Origin of the sequence: Streptosporangium sp. NPDC005286, from assembly GCF_040607515.1 — a bacterium.
GTDB lineage: Bacteria > Actinomycetota > Actinomycetes > Streptosporangiales > Streptosporangiaceae > Streptosporangium.
In genome coordinates this window covers 1-17,628 of the sequence record NZ_JBEXGU010000188.1, presented here as the reverse complement: position 1 = coordinate 17,628, position 17,628 = coordinate 1, and the positions used below count along the sequence as shown (strand labels likewise).

Here is a 17,628-nt window from a genome sequence, read left to right as displayed (position 1 = left end):
GATGGCCGGTGCAGGTCCTTCTCCGAGTCGGCCGATGGGGTGGGCTGGTCGGAGGGTGTGGGTGTGCTGGTGCTGGAGCGGTTGTCGGACGCGCGCCGCAACGGTCATGAGGTGCTGGCGGTGGTGCGTGGTTCGGCGGTGAACCAGGACGGGGCGTCGAACGGGTTGACGGCGCCGAACGGTCCGTCGCAGCAGCGGGTGATCCGCCAGGCACTGGCCGGCGCCGGGTTGTCGCCGGCCGAGGTGGACGCGGTGGAGGCGCACGGCACCGGGACGACGCTGGGTGACCCGATCGAGGCCCAGGCCCTGCTGGCGACCTACGGCCAGGACCGGGACGCGGACCGGCCGCTGCTGCTGGGGTCGATCAAGTCGAACCTCGGTCACACCCAGGCCGCCGCCGGTGTGGCAGGTGTGATCAAGATGGTCATGGCGATGCGCGAGGGTGTGGTGCCGCGCACGTTGCATGTGGACGAGCCGTCCTCGCATGTGGACTGGAGCGAGGGCGCGGTCGAGCTGGTGGCCGAGGCGCGATCGTGGCCGGAGACCGACCGCCCGCGCCGGGCTGCGGTGTCGTCGTTCGGGATCAGTGGCACCAACGCGCATGTGATCGTCGAGCAGGGCCCGGAGGTCGAGCAGGTCACGGCCGAAGCGCAGGACCGGATGTCGGATGTCGTCGTGGAGCCGCCGGTGGTTTCGGTGGTGGTGTCGGGTCGTACGGCGGAGGCGTTGCGGGCGCAGGCCGGGCGGCTGGTGTCGTATGTGGGCACCGATCCTGCTCCGGTGCTGAGCGATGTGGCGTTCTCGCTGGTGGCGACGCGGTCGGTGTTCGAGCATCGGGCGGTGGTGGTCGCGGCTGATCGTGGTGGTGTGCTGGCCGGGTTGGGTGCGCTGGCCGAGGAGCGGCCGGGTGTGGGTGTGGTGCGCGGGGTGGCCGGGGTGGAGCCGGAGCTTGCGTTCCTGTTCACTGGTCAGGGCAGTCAGCGGGTGGGGATGGGCCGGGAGCTGTATGACCGGTTCCCGGTGTTCGCGCAGGCGTTGGACGAGGCGATCGCGGAGCTGGACCCGCTGCTCGACGGGTCGCTGCGGGAGGTGCTGTTCGCCGAGCCGGGGTCGGTTGAGGCGGGGTTGCTGGATCGGACGGGGTGGGCGCAGCCGGCGTTGTTCGCGGTGGAGACGGCGTTGTTCCGGTTGGTGTCCTCGTGGGGGCTGCGGCCGGATGCGCTGGCGGGCCATTCGATCGGGGAGATCACCGCTGCGCATGTGGCGGGGGTGCTGTCGCTGGCCGATGCGTGTGCGTTGGTGGCGGGTCGGGCGCGGTTGATGCAGGCGCTACCTGCCGGTGGGGCGATGGTGTCGGTGCGGGCGTCCGAGGAGGAGGTCGCCGCTCTGCTGGCCGGGCGTGAGAGCGAGGTGTCGGTCGCGGCGGTGAACGGTCCGGCCTCGGTGGTGATCGCCGGGGTGGAGGAGGCGGTGCTGGAGGTCGTCGCCGCTCTGGAGAGGCGGGGGGTCAGGACCAGGCGGTTGCGGGTGTCGCATGCGTTCCACTCGCCGTTGATGGAGCCGATGCTGGAGGACTTCCGCGCCCTGGCCCGGACGTTGTCCTACAGTTCGCCGCAGATCCCGGTGGTGTCCACGGTGACCGGGCAGGCGGCCACCGACGAGCAGCTGTGCTCGCCGGACTACTGGGTGGAGCAGGTGCGTCGGGCCGTCCGCTTCTCCGACGGAATCCGGACGCTGCACGCTCAGGGAGTGCGGGCCTATCTGGAGCTGGGCCCCGACGGCGTACTGACCGCCATGGCGCAGGACGTCCTGACAGACGCCGAGGCGGTGGCGGATCCGGACGCGCTGCTGGTGCCGGTGCTGCGCGGGGACCGGGACGAGCAGAACACGGTGATGACGGCGCTGGCCGCCCTGCACGTACGCGGGGTGCCGGTGGACTGGTGTGCGGTGTTCCCCGGCGCCCGCCGGGTGGAGCTGCCCACCTACGCCTTCCAGCGCCGGCGTTTCTGGCCGAGGCCTTCGCTCTCCCGCGTCGGCGATGTGACCGACGCCGGGCTCGGAGCGCCGGACCATCCCTTGCTGGGAGCCGCCGTTGAGCTGGCGGGCGGCGACGAGGTGCTCTTCACCGGCCGGTTGTCGGTGCGTTCCCAGCCGTGGCTGGCCGATCACGTGGTGTCGGGCCGGGTGGTGGTACCGGCGACGGCGTTCCTGGAACTGGCGATCCGAGCCGGTGACGAGGTCGGCTGCGCGCGAGTGGACGAGCTGACCCTGGCCGCGCCGTTGACGCTGCCCGAACAGGGCGGTGTCCAGGTACAGGTGCGGCTGGGCGAGCCCGACGAGAGGGGACACCGGCCGCTGAGCGTGCACGCGCGGCCGGAAGGCGAGGAGGAGCGCCCCTGGACACGACACGCGGGCGGTCTCCTGGCAGTCGACGAGCCCCTTACCGCACCGCCGTTCGACACGACGGTGTGGCCACCGGCAGGTGCGACGCCGATCTCGTTGGAAGGCTTCTACGAGGGGCGGGCGGCGGACGGCTTCGACTACGGGCCGGCGTTCCGCGGCCTGACCGCGGCCTGGCGATGCGACTCGGATATGTACGCCGAAATCGGTCTGCCCGAGCAGGACGCGGCCGAGGCGGGGGCGTTCGGTATGCATCCGGCGCTGCTGGACGCGGTGCTGCACCTGTGTCTGCTCCTCGACCAGAGCGAGGACGCCCGGCGTAAGGTGCCCTTCGCGTGGGAGGGCGTGTCCTTGCACGCGGCGGGGGCATCGGCGGTCCGGGTGCGGTTGTCCTGGGCCGGACCGGACGCGATGTCGATCGCGATCGCCGGCGCGGGCGGTCCCGTGGCCTCGATCAGGTCGCTGACCCTGCGAGTCCTTTCGGACGAGCAGGCCACCGGCTCGCGAGCAATCGGAAGGGATTCCCTGTTCCGGCTGAACTGGGTCCCGCTGGTCGCCCCGGCCCCGCCGGTATCCGCGGTGTCGCCGAGCACTCTGGCAGTAGTGGGTCCGGACGAGTGGGGTCTCGCCGAAGCCCTTGCCGACGCCATGGGCGGTCCTGTCGGGACAGGTGCCGATCTGCGGTCGCTGGGAGAGGCGTACGACGGCGGTGCTCTCGTGCCGCGCACGGTGCTGGTACCGGTGGCCGGAGGCCCGGGCGACGGGGTGCCGGCGGCCGCGCACGGTCTGGCGTCGTCCGTGCTGGACCTGGTGCGATCCTGGCTCGCCGACGAGCGGTTCACCGGTTCGCGGCTGGCGTTCCTCACCCGGGGCGCGGTGGACGGCGATGACGTGGCGGCGGCGACGGTGTGGGGGCTCGTGCGCGCCGCCGAGGCGGAGCACCCAGGCCGGTTTGTACTGGTCGACCTCGACCTCGACCTTGACCACGTGGGCGCGCCGGCGGCCTCGATCGCCGCGCTGCCGTCGGCCCTGGCCGCCGCCGAGCCACAGCTGGTGATCCGGGATGGTGCCGTGCTGGCCGGTCGGCTGGCCCGGGTCTTCCCGCCCGCTGAGCCACCTGGCCTGGCCTGGGATCCCGAGGGCACGGTGCTGATCACCGGTGGCACCGGCGGCCTGGGCGGCCTGCTGGCCCGTCACCTGGTGACCGTGCACGGCATCAGGCACCTGACGCTGGTGAGCCGTCGCGGTGACCGGGCGGAGGGCGCCGGCGAGCTGGTGGCGGAGCTTACCGGGCTCGGTGCTCGTGTGATCGTCGTGGCATGCGATCTGGCGGATCGCGACGCTGTCGCCGGTCTGCTGGCCGGGATAGCCGCCGAGCATCCGCTGACCGCGGTGGTGCACACCGCGGGCGTGCTGGACGACGGTGTGATCGGCACGTTGACGTCGCAGAGCCTGGAGCGGGTGTTCCGCCCCAAGGTGGATGCGGCCTGGCATCTCCACGAGCTGACCCGAGACGAGAATTTGTCCGCATTCGTGCTGTTCTCGTCGGTGGCGGGGACGTTCGGGACGGCGGGCCAGGCCAACTACGCGGCGGCGAACGCCTTCCTGGACGCGCTCGCCCGGCGCCGCCGGGCCGAGGGCCTGCCGGGGCTCTCACTGGGATGGGGTCCGTGGGCCCAGGCCGGTGGCATGACCAGCGCCCTGAGCGAGGCCGAGATGGGCAGGCTCGCCAGGCGCGGGATGCTCCCGCTGTCTCCGGATCACGGTCTGGCGCTGTTCGACGTGACGGTCACGGGCGACGAACCGGCCTTGGTGCCCGCGCGCCTGGATCTGGCGGCATTCCGTACCGGCCAGGACGTCCCACTCCTGCTCCAAGGGCTGATCCGGTCGTCGGCCCGCCGGCAGGCGACGGTCGCAGCGGCGACCGCACTCGCCGATCGCGTCGCGCCGCTCGGGGCAGGCGAGCGGACGGCCGCCCTGCTGGAGCTGGCCCGCGACCAGATCGCCTTGGTGCTGGGCCACGCGGACGGCGACGCGATCGAGCCGCTGAGCAGCTTCCAGAGCATGGGCTTCGACTCGCTGACAGCCGTCGAGGTGCGCAACCGGCTGTCAGCGGCCACCGGGCTGCGCCTGCCCGCGACGTTGGTGTTCGACTACCCGAACGTCACGGCGCTGACGGAGTTCCTCCTGGCGGAGTTGCTGGGCGAGCACGGCGGCTCGGCGGCCGCGCGGACGGTCGCGCAGCCGGTCACATCGGCCGGTGACGATCCCGTGGTGATCGTGTCGATGGCGTGCCGGTACCCGGGCGGAGTGACCTCCCCCGAGGATCTGTGGCGGCTGGTCGCGGAAGGTACGGACGCGATCTCGGCGTTCCCGGCCTCTCGTGGCTGGGATCTGGAGTCGCTGTACGACCCCGACCGCGAGCGCCGGGGCACCAGCTACGTCCGCGAAGGCGGGTTCCTGCACGACGCGGGGGATTTCGACCCAGGCTTCTTCGGCATCTCGCCCCGCGAGGCGCTGGCGATGGACCCGCAGCAGCGGCTCCTTCTTGAGGTGTCCTGGGAGGCGGTCGAGCGGGCCGGGATCGACCCGCTCTCGCTGCGGGGCAGCCACACGGGCGTGTTCGCCGGGGTGATGTACCACGACTACGCGACGAGCGCCGAGTTCCCGCCGGACGTGGTGAGCTTCATGGGCACCGGCACGGCCGGCAGCGTCGTGTCCGGACGGCTGTCCTACACGCTCGGCCTGGAGGGGCCGGCGGTGACGGTGGACACCGCGTGCTCCTCCTCACTGGTGGCGATGCACCTGGCCGCGCAGGCGCTGCGCTCGGGTGAGTGCTCGCTGGCGCTGGCCGGTGGGGTGACCGTGATGGCCACCCCGGGGGCGTTCATCAACTTCAGTGCTCAGGACGGGCTGGCCGGCGACGGCCGGTGCAAGTCATTCTCCGAGGCCGCCGACGGTGTCGGCTGGTCCGAGGGTGTCGGGATGCTGGTGCTGGAACGCCTGTCCGACGCGCGGCGCAACGGCCACCAGGTGCTGGCCGTGGTGCGCGGGTCGGCGGTGAACCAGGACGGCGCCTCCAACGGGTTGACCGCGCCGAACGGTCCCTCGCAGCAGCGGGTGATCCGCCAGGCACTGGCCGGCGCCGGGCTGGCCCCGGCGGACGTGGACGTGGTGGAGGGTCACGGGACCGGGACGAGACTGGGTGACCCGATCGAGGCGCAGGCGCTGCTGGCGACCTACGGGCAGGACCGGCCGGATGACCGCCCGCTGCTGCTGGGCTCGATCAAGTCGAACATCGGCCACACCCAGGCGGCCGCGGGCGTCGCCGGTGTGATCAAGATGGTCATGGCGATGCGCCACGAAGTGCTGCCGGGCACGCTGCACGTGGACGCGGCCTCGTCGCACGTGGACTGGAACCAGGGCGCGGTGGAGTTGCTCACCGAGCACCGCCCGTGGTCGGAGATCGGACGGCCGCGGCGGGCCGGGGTGTCGTCGTTCGGCATCAGCGGGACCAACGCACACGTGATCCTCGAGCAGGTGCCGCCGACCATGGATGCGGGAACCGGCTCGGCGCCAGGCGTCGTGCCGGGTGCGGTGCCCCTGTTGCTCTCGGGGAAGACGAGTGACGCGCTGCGGGCCCAGGCGGCACGCCTGCTGTCGCGGGTCCAGGACGATCTGGACGCCTCCCCGGTGGACATCGGCTTCTCGCTGGCGACGACCCGCTCGGCGTTCGAGCATCGGGCGGTGGTGCTGGCCGGTGACCGGGACGAGCTGCCGGCGAGCCTGACGGCGGTGGTGGACGGGCATTCGGCGCCCGGAGTGGTCCACGGACGTGGCACGCGGCCGGGCAGGCTCGCGCTGCTGTTCACCGGGCAGGGTGCTCAACGGGCCGGAATGGGCCGTGGGTTGTACGAGCGCTTCCCGGTGTTCGCCGGTGCCTTCGACGCCGTGCTCGCCCACCTGGATCCCGAGCTGGACCACCCGCTGCGCGAGGTGATGTTCGGCGACACCGAACTGCTGGACCAGACCGGATACACCCAGCCGGCGCTGTTCGCGCTGGAGGTGGCGCTGTTCCGGCTGGTGGAGTCCTGGGGCGTCAGGCCGGATTTCCTGTCCGGGCATTCGATCGGCGAGATCACGGCCGCGCACGTGGCCGGCGTGCTGCCGCTCCAGGACGCGTGCCGGCTGGTGGCGGCGCGTGCCCGGCTGATGCAGGCGCTGCCGCCGGGCGGGGCGATGGTCGCCGTCCAGGCTCCGGAACAGGAGGTACTGCCGCTTCTCGCCGGGCACGAGAACGAGGTTTCCATCGCATCGGTGAACGGTCCCGCTTCGTTGGTGATCGCGGGTGCCGAGGGACCGGTCGTCCGGATCGCCGCCCGGTTGGAGGCCGAAGGGCGCAAGACGACGCGGCTGAGGGTGAGCCATGCGTTCCATTCGCCGCTGATGGAGCCGATGCTGGCGGAGTACCGGCGGGTGGCCGAGGGCCTGGTCTTCGCACCGCCGCGGATTCCGGTGGTCTCGACCGTGACCGGCGAGCCGGCATCGGCCGAGGAGTTGTGCTCGCCGGACTACTGGGTGGCGCAGGTACGGCGCGCGGTCAGGTTCGCCGACGGCGTGGGGACGCTGCAAAGGCAAGGGGTCACCGCGTACCTCGAACTGGGACCCGACGGGGTGCTGACGGCGATGGCCGAGGACGTCGTCTCGGGCGAGGCCGCCGGGCACCCGGGGCACCCGGGGCAGTCCGGGCCGCAAGTGGGCGCGGTGCTCGTCCCGGCGCTACGCAGGGACCGCGACGAGCAGACCGCGATCATGACGGCGGTGGCGAGGTTGCACGCGCACGGTGTCGCGGTGGACTGGCCGGCCGTGTTCAGGACCGCGTTCGCCGGTGCCCGCCGGGTGGATCTGCCGACGTACGCCTTCCAGCATCGATGGTTCTGGCCGAGTGGGCGGCGGGTCGGGGACGCCCGGGATCTCGGGCTCGCGGCGGCGGCGCACCCGCTGCTGGGGGCGGCGGTGGAGCTGGCCGGGACGGACGGCGTCGTGCTCACCGGCCGTCTCTCGCTGCGGTCGCACCCGTGGCTCGCGGACCACGCCGTGGGCGGGACGGTGGTCTTCCCCGGCGCGGGGTTGCTGGAACTCGCCATCCGGGCCGGAGACCAGGCCGGGTGCGACCGGGTGGAGGAGCTCACCATGGCCGCCCCGCTCGTGCTCGGCGAGCGGGACGCGATGGCCGTACAGGTGTCGGTAGGCGCGCCCGACGCGTCGGGCCACCGCGAGCTCGGCCTCTACGCGCGGCCCGCCGACGCCGCCGATGACGAGCCATGGGTGCGGCATGCGACCGGTGTTCTCTCCGACGGCGGCCGCGCGGCCGCGGGCCGGGGCCAGGCGTTCGACACCGAGGTGTGGCCGCCGCGGGGGGCGTCCGCCGTCGAGCTGGACGGCCTCTACGACCGGTTCGCCGAAGGCGGGTTCGCCTACGGGCCGGTGTTCCAGGGGCTGCGCGCGGTCTGGCGGCGCGACGATGAGGTGTTCGCGGAGATCGCCCTGCCGGAGCAGGTCGGCGACGCCGGCTCGTACGGCGTGCACCCGGCGCTGCTGGACGCCGCCTTGCACGCGGTGCCGTTCCTGGAGGCGGCCGAGCCTGAGGCGGGACGCCTGCCGTTCGCGTGGGGCGGAGTGCACCTGCACGCCGGCGGCGCGACGATACTGCGCGTGCGCGTGACCAGGACCGGCGCGGACGCGGTGTCGGTGACCGCGGTGGACATGGCGGGAGCGCCCGTGCTCACCGCCGAGTCGCTGGTGTCGCGTCCGGCATCGCCCGGCGGGCCGGTCGCCGGCGGCGACCGCCGAGCGCCACGGGACGCGCTGTTCCAGCTGGAGTGGACACCTCTGCCCGAGGAGCCGGTCTCCGTCGCAGAGCTGGACGTGGCGGTGCTGACCGGGGGCCTCGCCGCACTGGACGGCCTGCTCGCCGCCCTGCCGGCAGGGGCACCGGACGCGGTGCGGGACGGTGCGCCGCGTGCCGTGGCCGTGGCCGCGGGCTCGTTCCTCACCGCGGACTCCGCCCGTTCCATGGATGTCGTCGCTGCGACGCGCGAGTCCACCGCCCGCGTTCTGGACCTCCTGCAGCGCTGGCTCGCGGAAGACCGGTTCGGCGACACCCCCCTCATCGTGGTGACGCGCGGCGCGGTCACCGTCCCGGAGCACGTCCCAGAGCACGACCCGGACCACGACCCGGACCACGACCGCCTGATCGACCTGCCGGGGGCCGCCGTGTGGGGCCTGGTCCGTGCCGCGCAGGCGGAGGACCCCGGCCGGTTCGTGCTCGTCGATCTCGATGTGCCGGGGGAGCCGTCCAGGGCGCTGCTGTCGGCGGTATTGGCTTGTGGTGAGCCGCAGGTCGCGGTGCGCGACGGGGTGCTGAGCGTGGCACGCCTGGCACCGGTGGCGCCGGGCGAGGACACCGTACGGCGGTGGGACCCCGAGGGCACGGTGCTGATCACCGGCGGTACGGGCGGTCTCGGCGTCGAGGTGGCGCGGCATCTGGTGAGCGAGTACGGGGTACGGCATCTGCTGCTGGCAGGTCGCCGGGGGCCGGTGGCGCCGGGCGCCCCCGCGCTGCGGGCCGAGCTGGCCGCCTGCGGTGCCGAGGTCACCATCGCCACGTGCGACGTGTCCGACCGGGACGCGCTCGCCGGTCTGCTGGCCGCCGTACCCGCCGAGCATCCGCTGACCGCGGTCGTCCACGCGGCGGGGGTGTTGGACGACGCGACGATTCCCTCCCTGCGGCCTGAGCGGCTGGACACCGTGCTGTTGCCCAAGGCGGGTGCCGCCTGGTATCTGCACGAGCTCACCCAGGGCATGGAGCTCGCCGCGTTCGTGCTCTTCTCGTCGGTGGCCGGCCTGGCCGGCGGCGCGGGGCAGGGCAACTACGCCGCGGCCAACGCCTTCCTCGACGGTCTGGCCCACCACCGGCGGGCCGCCGGGCTGCCCGCGATGTCGCTGGCCTGGGGGCCCTGGGCGCAGGACACCGGGATGACCGGTGGCATGACCGGCGGGCTTGACGACACCGATCGGCGGCGGATGGCGCGCGCGGGTATTCGCCCGCTGTCGGTGAGGCAGGGGCTTTGGCTGTTCGACGCGGCCGTCGCCGTGGACCGCCCGGTGCTGGCGCCGGTCCGGCTCGATCTGCCGGCGCTGCGGGCGCGTGAGGACGTTCCGCCGCTGCTGCGGGGCCTGGTGTCCGCCAGGCGCCGTACGGCCACGGGCGGGCGGCAACAGGAACCGGACACCCTGGTGCGCGGTCTGACCGCTCTCGGCGCCGCCGAGCGTGCCGAGGTGCTCCTGGATCTCGTGCGCGCCCAGGTGGCGGGCGTGCTCGGGCATGCCCGAGCCGACTCCGTCGAACCGGACCGCGCCCTCAAGGAGCTGGGCTTCGACTCGCTCACCGCCGTCGAGCTGCGCAACCGGTTGAACGGCGCCACCGGGCTGCGCCTGCCGGTCACCCTGGTGTTCGACCACCCCACGCCGCTCGCTCTCGCGGACCACCTGCTTGACCGGCTCGGCCTGACCGAGCCGACGGGGTCCGCGGCGCTCCTGGCCGAGCTCGCGAAACTGGAGAAGGCCTTCAGCGAGATGACCGTCGACATCGATGTGCACAAGCAGGTCGCGGCGCGGCTGGACGTTCTGAAGACCAAATGGGCGGCGCTGTCGCACGATTCCGGCGACACGGAGTTCGACCTCGATTCGGCCACGGACAGCGAGATGTTCGAGATCCTCGACAACGAGCTCGGCCTGTCGTGAATTCATCACCATTCCGGATCATGCGGGAGCTGACCACATCATGAAGGCGCGAAATCTGCTCGCGGTAAGCGACCTGCATGTCGCCTACGCCGAGAATCGACGCTTCGTCGAAGGGTTCCGGCCCGGGTCCGAGGAGGACTGGCTGATCGTCGCGGGTGACGTCGGCGAGCGTGCCGAGGACATCGAATGGGCGCTCACCCTGCTGGCACGCCGCTTCGCCCAGGTCATCTGGGCGCCGGGCAACCATGAACTGTGGACGCCGCAGGACGACCCGATTCAGCTTCGTGGTGACAGCCGGTACCGGTACCTCGTGGACATGTGCCGTCGCCTCGGAGTTCGCACGCCGGAGGACCCTTACCTGATATGGGACGGGCCCGGGGGACCGGTTACCATCGCGCCCCTCTTCCTGCTGTACGACTATTCGTTCCACGCCCCTGGAACGGCCACGAAGGCGCAGTCGCTGGCACTGGCGTACGAGAACGGTGTGGTGTGCACGGACGAGATGCTGCTGCATCCCGATCCGTATCCGAGCCGCGAGGAATGGTGCTGGGCCAGGCTGGAATTCACCGAGCGTCGGCTCGCCGCGTGCGATCCCGACCACCCGGTCATCCTCGTCAATCACTATCCACTGGTACGTGAGCCCACCCGCGTCCTGCGCTATCCGGAGTTCGCCCAGTGGTGCGGCACCCAGCGGACCGCCGACTGGCACCTCAAGTACCGGGCGGCCGTGGTCGTGTACGGCCACCTGCACATACCACGCACGACGTGGTACGACGGAGTTCGCTTCGAGGAGGTTTCGTTGGGATACCCGCGGGAGTGGCGCCGACGGGGTGGGACCCCCCGTCCGGCGCGGTCGATCATTCTGGCCCCCGAACTCACGCCATGATCGAGGACCTGCTGCCCGGCGAGATCATGTCGTCGGAGGCCTTCGACGACTCGCAGCCATGCGCCCTGTTCCTCGCCGAGGAGGCAGTGATCAGCGGGGCGGTGGAGAAGCGCCGCCGCGAGTTCACCACGGCGCGCTGGTGCGCCCGCGACGCCCTGAGGCGCCTGGGTTACCCGCTGGTGCCCGTGGTGCCGGGCGCGAAGGGCGCGCCGGTCTGGCCCCCCGGTGTCGTCGGCAGCATCACCCACTGCGCCGGATACCGTGCCGCCGCCGTCGCCCGGTCCGATGACATCACGACCCTTGGGATCGACGCCGAGCCGAACAAGCCGCTGCCCCCAGGCATCCTGGAGACCATCGCGGTCGACGACGAGTCGCGCTGGGTGACGGATTTCTTGCGGCGCGACCCGTCGGCGAGGTGGGACCGGCTGCTGTTCAGCGCCAAGGAGTCCGTTTACAAGGCATGGTTCCCGCTGGCCCCGCGGCGGGAACCACGCCTCGACTTCACCGAGGCGTCGATCACCTTCGATCCGGTCGGGGGCGGTTTCCTGGCCCGGCTGCTGGTCGAGGGGCCGAGACTGCGCGACGGCAGCGAGCTGAGGGAGTTCTCCGGCCGCTGGCTGGTACGCGGGGGTCTGGTGATCACGGCCATCGCGGTCGTGGCCACCGCCCCGGACGCTTCGGACGACCGGGATCCTCCCTTGCTCGGTGACGCCGAGCAAGGGAGGATCCGCCTCTGACCGGCGAGGTCGCCGGTGGAGTCCGCAACCGCGTGAGCTACACCACGGCACCCTCCCCCCTGGAGGGGGTGTTCCAGAGCCGCGCGAGGAACAGAGTGAGCATGCCCGCGACGGAGTGGTCGGGCTCACCCGGATGGTCGAGCGCCCATGTGTCGAGGGCGTCGAAGACGCCGATCGTCGCCACGGTGATCAATTCGACGTTTGGCAGCGGATCGATCAGGCTGATGCGCAGGCCGTTCGCGACGAGTCGGTGAATCCAGGATCGGCTTTCACGGTCGAGGTGGGGGCGCTCGGCAAGTACCGCCCGGTCGTCCGGGTGTTCGCGCAGATGTGCCACCAGCCGGGTCGTGCCCGCCACGACCTGCTTCCACAGTTCATCCTCGGTCGCCACGTCGGCCCAGGGGCCGAGCGCGGTGAGCGTTCGGCCGCCCGCGTCGGCGAGCACAGCGCCGAAGAGGTCGTCTTTGCCGTCGAAGTAGTGGTAGGCGGAGGTCTTGGAGATACCGGCCTCGGCGATGATCTGGTTGAAGGACGCCGCATCCTTGCCGTCGCGCGCGAAGTGGGTGCGGGCGACGGCAAGGATGGCGGCTCGCGTGTCAGCCGGCAGTCGGTCGAAGCGGGGAAGTGGCATGGGTTCCCTAAGGGCTGTATGTGAGCGGGGAGGCCGGCTGCCGGATGGCAAGCCTGCGGTTGACGCGGCCCGTCATGATCCAGTGTGCGGCCCACAGCGGGAGGGCGATCGCTCCGCCGATGTACCCGGCCATTCCGGGGAAGAGCGACAGGATCTGGAAACCGCACCATCCGTATCCGAGTGCCGCCCACCACCGGATGAATCCGCCCGGCATACGCGCGTCAGCGGCCATTGAGGCGGAGACGGTCCGCACGATGAAGAAGTCTTCAGTGAAGTTGTAGGGGATCGCGAACATCCACCAGACCGATGCGGGCGGTGCGGTCCTGGCATCGGGGCGCACGAGCGTCATCGTCCGCTGAAGGGCACGGCAGTACAGCGCGACGAGCCCGAAGAAAACGGCGACGGCGATCAGCCCGCCGGGCATGCCCAGCGCCCCGATCTCACCGAGGATCCCGAGCCCCCACTCCGGGGCCCAGAGCGGATAGCCAAGGATGATCGTGACAAGGATGGTGCCCACGGTTTTGACGACAGCTCGCATGCCTGGAGTGTACTGGTGGTGCACACCAATGGTTCACAAGTGGGCGGGCGTCAGCCCAAGGTGCACCGCCGCGTGTTCGGCGCCGGCGAGGCCGGCATCGGCCACATCGCGCTGCGGGTGCGCGCGCTGTCCGGCAGCACCCGCTCGGGGGTGCGTCCGCGGACCTCGATCGAGCGCGGGATCGAGGCGATGGAGCGCTTCGGCCGCGACGTGCTGCCGTTGCCCGGCTGACAACGGGAGGAAACGAGGAGCGAGGAGACAAGATGAGCGGCTCACCTGTCTCCTCGCTCCAGTGCCGCTCCTCGCACCGCCGGCGATCGTTCAGAACATGGCGTCCACCCCGGTGAGGTCACGGCCGATAATGAGCTTCTGCACCTGGCTGGTGCCCTCGTAGAGGGTGAGCACCCGTGCGTCCCGCAGGTACTTTCCGACCGGGTACTCGTCGATGAACCCGTAACCGCCGAACACCTGCAAGCAGTTGTTGCTCACCCGCACCGCCGTCTCGCTCGCGTGGTACTTGGCCACGGAGGCGTCCACGGCGTAGTCCTTCGGGCCGGCTCCGGCGTCGACCATGCGAGCGACCTGGTGGGTCAGCAGCCGGGATGCCATGACATCGACGGCGGAGTCCGCGAGCAACTCCTGTACGAGCTGGAAGGAGGCGATCGGCTTGCCGAACTGGGTCCGCTCTGTCGAGTAGCGCACGGCCGCGTCGAGCGACGCCTGGGCGACGCCCACCGCGCCCGCCGCCACCGAGATCCGGCCCCGCGACAGCGCTCCGAGCGCGATGCCCAGCCCCTTGCCGACCTGCCCCAGCCGGGCCGAGTCCGGGACGCGCACCGCGTCGTAGCCGAGTTCGGCGGTCGCCTGGCCGCGCAGGCCGAGTTTGCCGTGGATCTCCGAGGCGGTGAAGCCCGGCGAGTCGGTGGGCACCAGGAAGGCGGTGATGCCCGTCTCGCCGGTCCTGGCGAAGGTGAGCGCGACCTTCGCCCAGGTTCCGTTGGTGATGAACATCTTGCCGCCGCTGATCACCCAGTCGTCACCGTCCCGCACGGCACGGGTGGACAGGGAGGCCGCGTCGGAGCCGGTGCCCGGTTCGGTCAGCGCGAAGCACCCCACCGCGTCGCCGCTGGTGAGCTGCGGCAACCACTCCTGTTTCTGCTCCTCGGACCCGTGGGCGGCGATGGTCTTGGCGACCAGCCCGAGCGAGACCGAGACGATCCCGCGGACCGAGGAGTCACCGCGTCCGAGCTCCTCGGTGACCAGGACGTAGGAGAGTACGTCGACGTCCACGCCGCCGTACTGCTCGGGGATCGTCAGGCCCAGGAAGCCCAGCTCGCCGAGCCTTTTCACGATCGCGGAGTCGACCCGCTCGGCCCGGTCCCACTCCTGGGAGTAGGGGACGATCTCGGTGTCGACGAACTCCGCGGCCATGGTCCTGATGTCGCGTTGAGTCTGGGTCAGGCCGAAGTCCCGGCTGAACAATGTTCCTTCTCCTTGTGATGACCTGTGATGACCTGTGATGACCTGTGATGACCTGTGATGACGGTGAGGGCCGGTCAGACGCCGGCCACCCGGACCGGCCGGTGGGCGTCGCAGAGCTCGACGGTGTGGCCGGCCGTCGCAGCCCACTGGGCGATGCCGCGGCCCATGACTCCGGTGCCGACAACCCTGACGCGCACGGGGATCCTCGTTTCTCTCGACGTCTTTCCCGACGCGGTCGGCTACGGCCGTGACCGGCATGGCCCGGTCGGCGGCCGGACGCGGGTACGGGCACGGATGCCGCGGGCACGGGCCGCCGGGCCGTCCTGTCCCGGATGCTGCTTCTCCGCGCTGCTCCTCGGCGAGTGCGAGCAGTCGGTCACAGGGTGCCAGGGACATTGATTAGTGTCCAATACCAAATTAAGGTCGGACTCAGACGTCATATTAATTAATCGGGCCGGCCGGCCCCGGAAACGGACACGGTCATGGAACTGCGTCACCTGACGGCATTCGTCGCCGTGGCCGAGGAACTGCACTTCGGTCACGCCGCCAGGCGGCTGCAGATGGCTCAGCCGCCACTCAGCCAGCGGATCCGCCAGCTGGAAAAAGAGCTGGGCGTCCAGCTGTTCGAGCGCAACACCCGCTCGGTGCGGCTCACCAGCGCCGGCCGGTCCTTCCTGGAGCCGGCACGGATGGTGCTGGAGAGCGTCGACGCCGCCAGGCGGGCGGCCAGGGCGGCCGGCCAGGGGGAGTACGGGCGAGTCACCGTCGGCTTCGCCGGAGCCTCCAGTCACGAGACCCTACCCCTGCTGACCAGCGCGATCCGGGTGTCTCATCCGGGCATCGAGCTGGTCCTGACGGGCCAGACCTACGCCAACGCCGCCCTGGCCCGGGTCGCGGACGGCTCGCTGGATCTGGGCTTCGTCCGTCTGCCGGCCGCCCAGCCGACCACCCCGCCAGGTGTCGCCACGCGCGTGATCGACGAGGAGGAGCTCGTCTGCGCGGTGCCCTCGGACCACCGGTTGGCGCGGCACGGTCACATCCCGGTCTCCGCCCTGGCCGGGGAACCGTTCGTCAGCTTCCCCGCCGACACGGGATCCTCCCTGCGCGACGCCACCTTCCTCACCTGCGAGGCCGCCGGGTTCACCCCGCGGATCGTCCAGGAGGCCCCGGACTCCCACACGGTTCTCGCCCTGGTCGCCGCAGGGGTGGGGGTGACCCTCACCCTCACCTCCTGCCGGCACATCCAGCAGACGGGCCTGGTGTACCGCCCGCTGGCCGGCCCGCCGATCCGCCTCCGGGCGGCACTGGCCTGGCGCACGGACAACCCGTCCGCGGCTCTGCGAACCGTGCTCGCCATGGCCGAGAAGGCGTTGCCCACGCCGGAGCATCTCGCCGCCGACTGATAGTGATTCCGGCTGGATGTAACGCGAATTCAGCCGCATGTCGCGCGGATCTCCCCGGCGTCCGCGATCCGCCGTGCGCGGCAGCGTGTGCGGCGGGGAGGCCGGGCCGAGGCTACGGGCGGGAGGCGCCTGCTCCGGTGAGGTAGGCGACGACCATGTCGCCGACCATCCGGCGGTGCCGGGCCCGGTGCTCGGGCGCGGCCAGGTCACGGTCGAACAGGACGCCGAAGGTGTACTGGTTGGCGATGCGGAAGACACAGAACGCGCTGATCATCATATGCACGTCGACGGCGTCGGCCTCGGCGACGAAGTCACCGGAGGCCCGGCCCGCAGCCAGGATGCGCGAGATCAGGTCGATCACCGGGACACCGAGGTTCACCAAGGACTCCGAACGCCGGAGGTATTCGGCCTCATGGACGTTCTCGATGCTGACGAGCTTGATGAAGTCCTGATGGGCGTCATGGTGGTCGAAGGTCAGCTCGGCCAGTGTGCGGATCGCCGCGACCGGCGCGAGATGTTCCACGTCGATCGCCGCCTCGGCCGCCCGGACCTCGGTGTAGACCTTCTCCAGGACGGCGATGTACAACTGCTCCTTACTGCCGAAGTAGTAGTAGATCATGCGCTTGGAGGTGCGCATGAGGGCGGCGATCTCGTCTATCCGGGCGCCGGTGTATCCCCTGCGGGTGAACTCGCGCTGCGCGACCTCCAGAATCTCCGCCCGGGTGCGTTCGGGGTCACGCTGTCGTTCTCGGGACGCCGATGTGACGGGCTGCGAGGACATACGGCTCCACGGGCAGGGCAGATCAGACCGTCCACATCCTAGTCGTCGGCGTCACCCCGCAGTTCGGCGACCGTGCTTCGGCCCGGCACGGTCCTTCGGCCGGTGGAAAGACGGGGCCGGGCGTGCTGGGCGGCGAGCCGGACCGGGGCGTTCACCGCGCCGTACCCCTGGTAGCGGCCGATCCGCTGCACGATCTCGAAGAAGACGCGGCCGGCGGTGACGGTGTAGAGGTGCAGGAACTCGCCGTGCTCGTCGCGGTCGTAGAGAAGGCCCAGCTCGCGCAGCGTGCGGTGTCGCTCGCTCCCCAGGTCGTGGCGGGCTTCGAGGTCGTCGTAGTAGTTGTCCGGGATGGGCAGCAGCACGTTCTGGAGCGCGCGCAGCCGGCGGGCGGTGGCGACGATGTCCTCGCTGGCCAGTGCGACGTGTTGTGCGGGGATGTCCGGGGAGCCGGGGTGCGCGCGGATATTGAGGACCATGCGTACGGCGCCGTCCTCGCTGGACATCGCGCGGCTGCGGAGCAGCCCGTACAGGTCGGGCAGTTCGAGACTCCGGTGGGGTCTCAGGCCGAGGACGCTGCGATAGAACAGCGCGGCCTCGTCGAAGTGGTGCCACGGCTGGGTGAGCGCCACGTGGTCGACGTGGGTGATGCCGGCGGACTCCGCCGTTCCCGCAGTTCCGGAGGGGCTGGTCCGGAAGTCCGGATCGGCCTGTACCGGGACCGCGGGCCCGTCCAGTACTCCGGTGAAGTCGTCGGTCCAGCTCGGATGGTCCGGCCGCCTGGTGCGGCAGAAGAACAGCGCGGTGCCGTCAGGCGCCGCGACGGCGTTCAGCGGCACGTCCCGTGGCGCGCGTCGGCGGGGGAGCACCGGTGACAGCAGTGCCTCGGCGCGTGCCACCGAGCCGGCGGGATCGGGGCTCTCCAGCCCGATGGCGGCCAGGGCCGGGTCGTCGCCGGCGCCCCGGG

General features: G+C 71.4%; 11 protein-coding genes. 5 read left to right on the top strand and 6 right to left on the bottom strand.

The features are described 5' to 3' along the window. From ABZU75_RS39630 to ABZU75_RS39620, 3 genes are all read left to right on the top strand, one after another. Positions 1–10,206 (top strand): type I polyketide synthase (locus ABZU75_RS39630; protein WP_355566320.1); only part of this gene is annotated, 10,206 nt, incomplete at its 5' end. Positions 10,207–10,246: 40 nt separating this feature from the next. Then, positions 10,247–11,092, top strand: a complete 846-nt coding sequence (locus ABZU75_RS39625) for a metallophosphoesterase (protein WP_355566317.1) — start codon at positions 10,247–10,249, stop codon at positions 11,090–11,092. After that, a complete protein-coding gene (locus ABZU75_RS39620; RefSeq protein ID WP_355566314.1) occupies positions 11,089–11,829 on the top strand; it encodes a 4'-phosphopantetheinyl transferase superfamily protein in 741 nt (246 codons plus the stop codon). The genes ABZU75_RS39625 and ABZU75_RS39620 overlap by 4 nt, the downstream gene beginning before the upstream one ends. 37 nt (positions 11,830–11,866) lie before the next feature. On the opposite strand, the gene ABZU75_RS39615 is transcribed toward ABZU75_RS39620, so the two are convergent. Both ABZU75_RS39615 and ABZU75_RS39610 read right to left on the bottom strand, forming a co-directional pair. Then, the gene (locus tag ABZU75_RS39615; protein WP_355566311.1) at positions 11,867–12,460 is read right to left on the bottom strand and encodes a TetR/AcrR family transcriptional regulator; all 594 of its coding nucleotides are present in this window, start codon (positions 12,458–12,460) and stop codon (positions 11,867–11,869) included. A gap of 7 nt (positions 12,461–12,467) precedes the next feature. Further along, positions 12,468–12,998 (bottom strand): hypothetical protein, encoded by a 531-nt coding sequence (locus ABZU75_RS39610; protein ID WP_355566308.1) that lies wholly within the window; start codon positions 12,996–12,998, stop codon positions 12,468–12,470. Between the two features lie 15 nt (positions 12,999–13,013). Between ABZU75_RS39610 and ABZU75_RS39605 the strand changes: the two genes are divergently transcribed. After that, positions 13,014–13,229 carry a hypothetical protein gene (locus tag ABZU75_RS39605; RefSeq protein WP_355566305.1) on the top strand — a complete coding sequence of 72 codons (216 nt, stop codon included), beginning with the start codon at positions 13,014–13,016 and terminating at the stop codon, positions 13,227–13,229. Between the two features lie 90 nt (positions 13,230–13,319). On the opposite strand, the gene ABZU75_RS39600 is transcribed toward ABZU75_RS39605, so the two are convergent. Together ABZU75_RS39600 and ABZU75_RS39595 are read right to left on the bottom strand one after the other, a co-directional pair. Then, positions 13,320–14,480 (bottom strand): acyl-CoA dehydrogenase family protein, encoded by a 1,161-nt coding sequence (locus ABZU75_RS39600; RefSeq protein ID WP_355566302.1) that lies wholly within the window; start codon positions 14,478–14,480, stop codon positions 13,320–13,322. Positions 14,481–14,554: 74 nt separating this feature from the next. Then, positions 14,555–14,677 carry a 3-hydroxyacyl-CoA dehydrogenase NAD-binding domain-containing protein gene (locus ABZU75_RS39595; protein ID WP_355566299.1) on the bottom strand — a complete coding sequence of 41 codons (123 nt, stop codon included), beginning with the start codon at positions 14,675–14,677 and terminating at the stop codon, positions 14,555–14,557. Positions 14,678–14,962: 285 nt separating this feature from the next. Between ABZU75_RS39595 and ABZU75_RS39590 the strand changes: the two genes are divergently transcribed. After that, entirely contained in the window at positions 14,963–15,883 is a 921-nt protein-coding gene (locus tag ABZU75_RS39590) for a LysR family transcriptional regulator (protein WP_355566296.1), read from the top strand. A gap of 112 nt (positions 15,884–15,995) precedes the next feature. Here the strand turns inward: ABZU75_RS39590 and ABZU75_RS39585 are convergent, their stop codons facing one another. Continuing rightward, the gene (locus ABZU75_RS39585) at positions 15,996–16,664 is read right to left on the bottom strand and encodes a TetR/AcrR family transcriptional regulator (protein ID WP_355566293.1); all 669 of its coding nucleotides are present in this window, start codon (positions 16,662–16,664) and stop codon (positions 15,996–15,998) included. Positions 16,665–16,702: 38 nt separating this feature from the next. Then, the coding region (locus ABZU75_RS39580; protein ID WP_355566290.1) for a VOC family protein at positions 16,703–17,628 on the bottom strand (926 nt) is incomplete at its 5' end.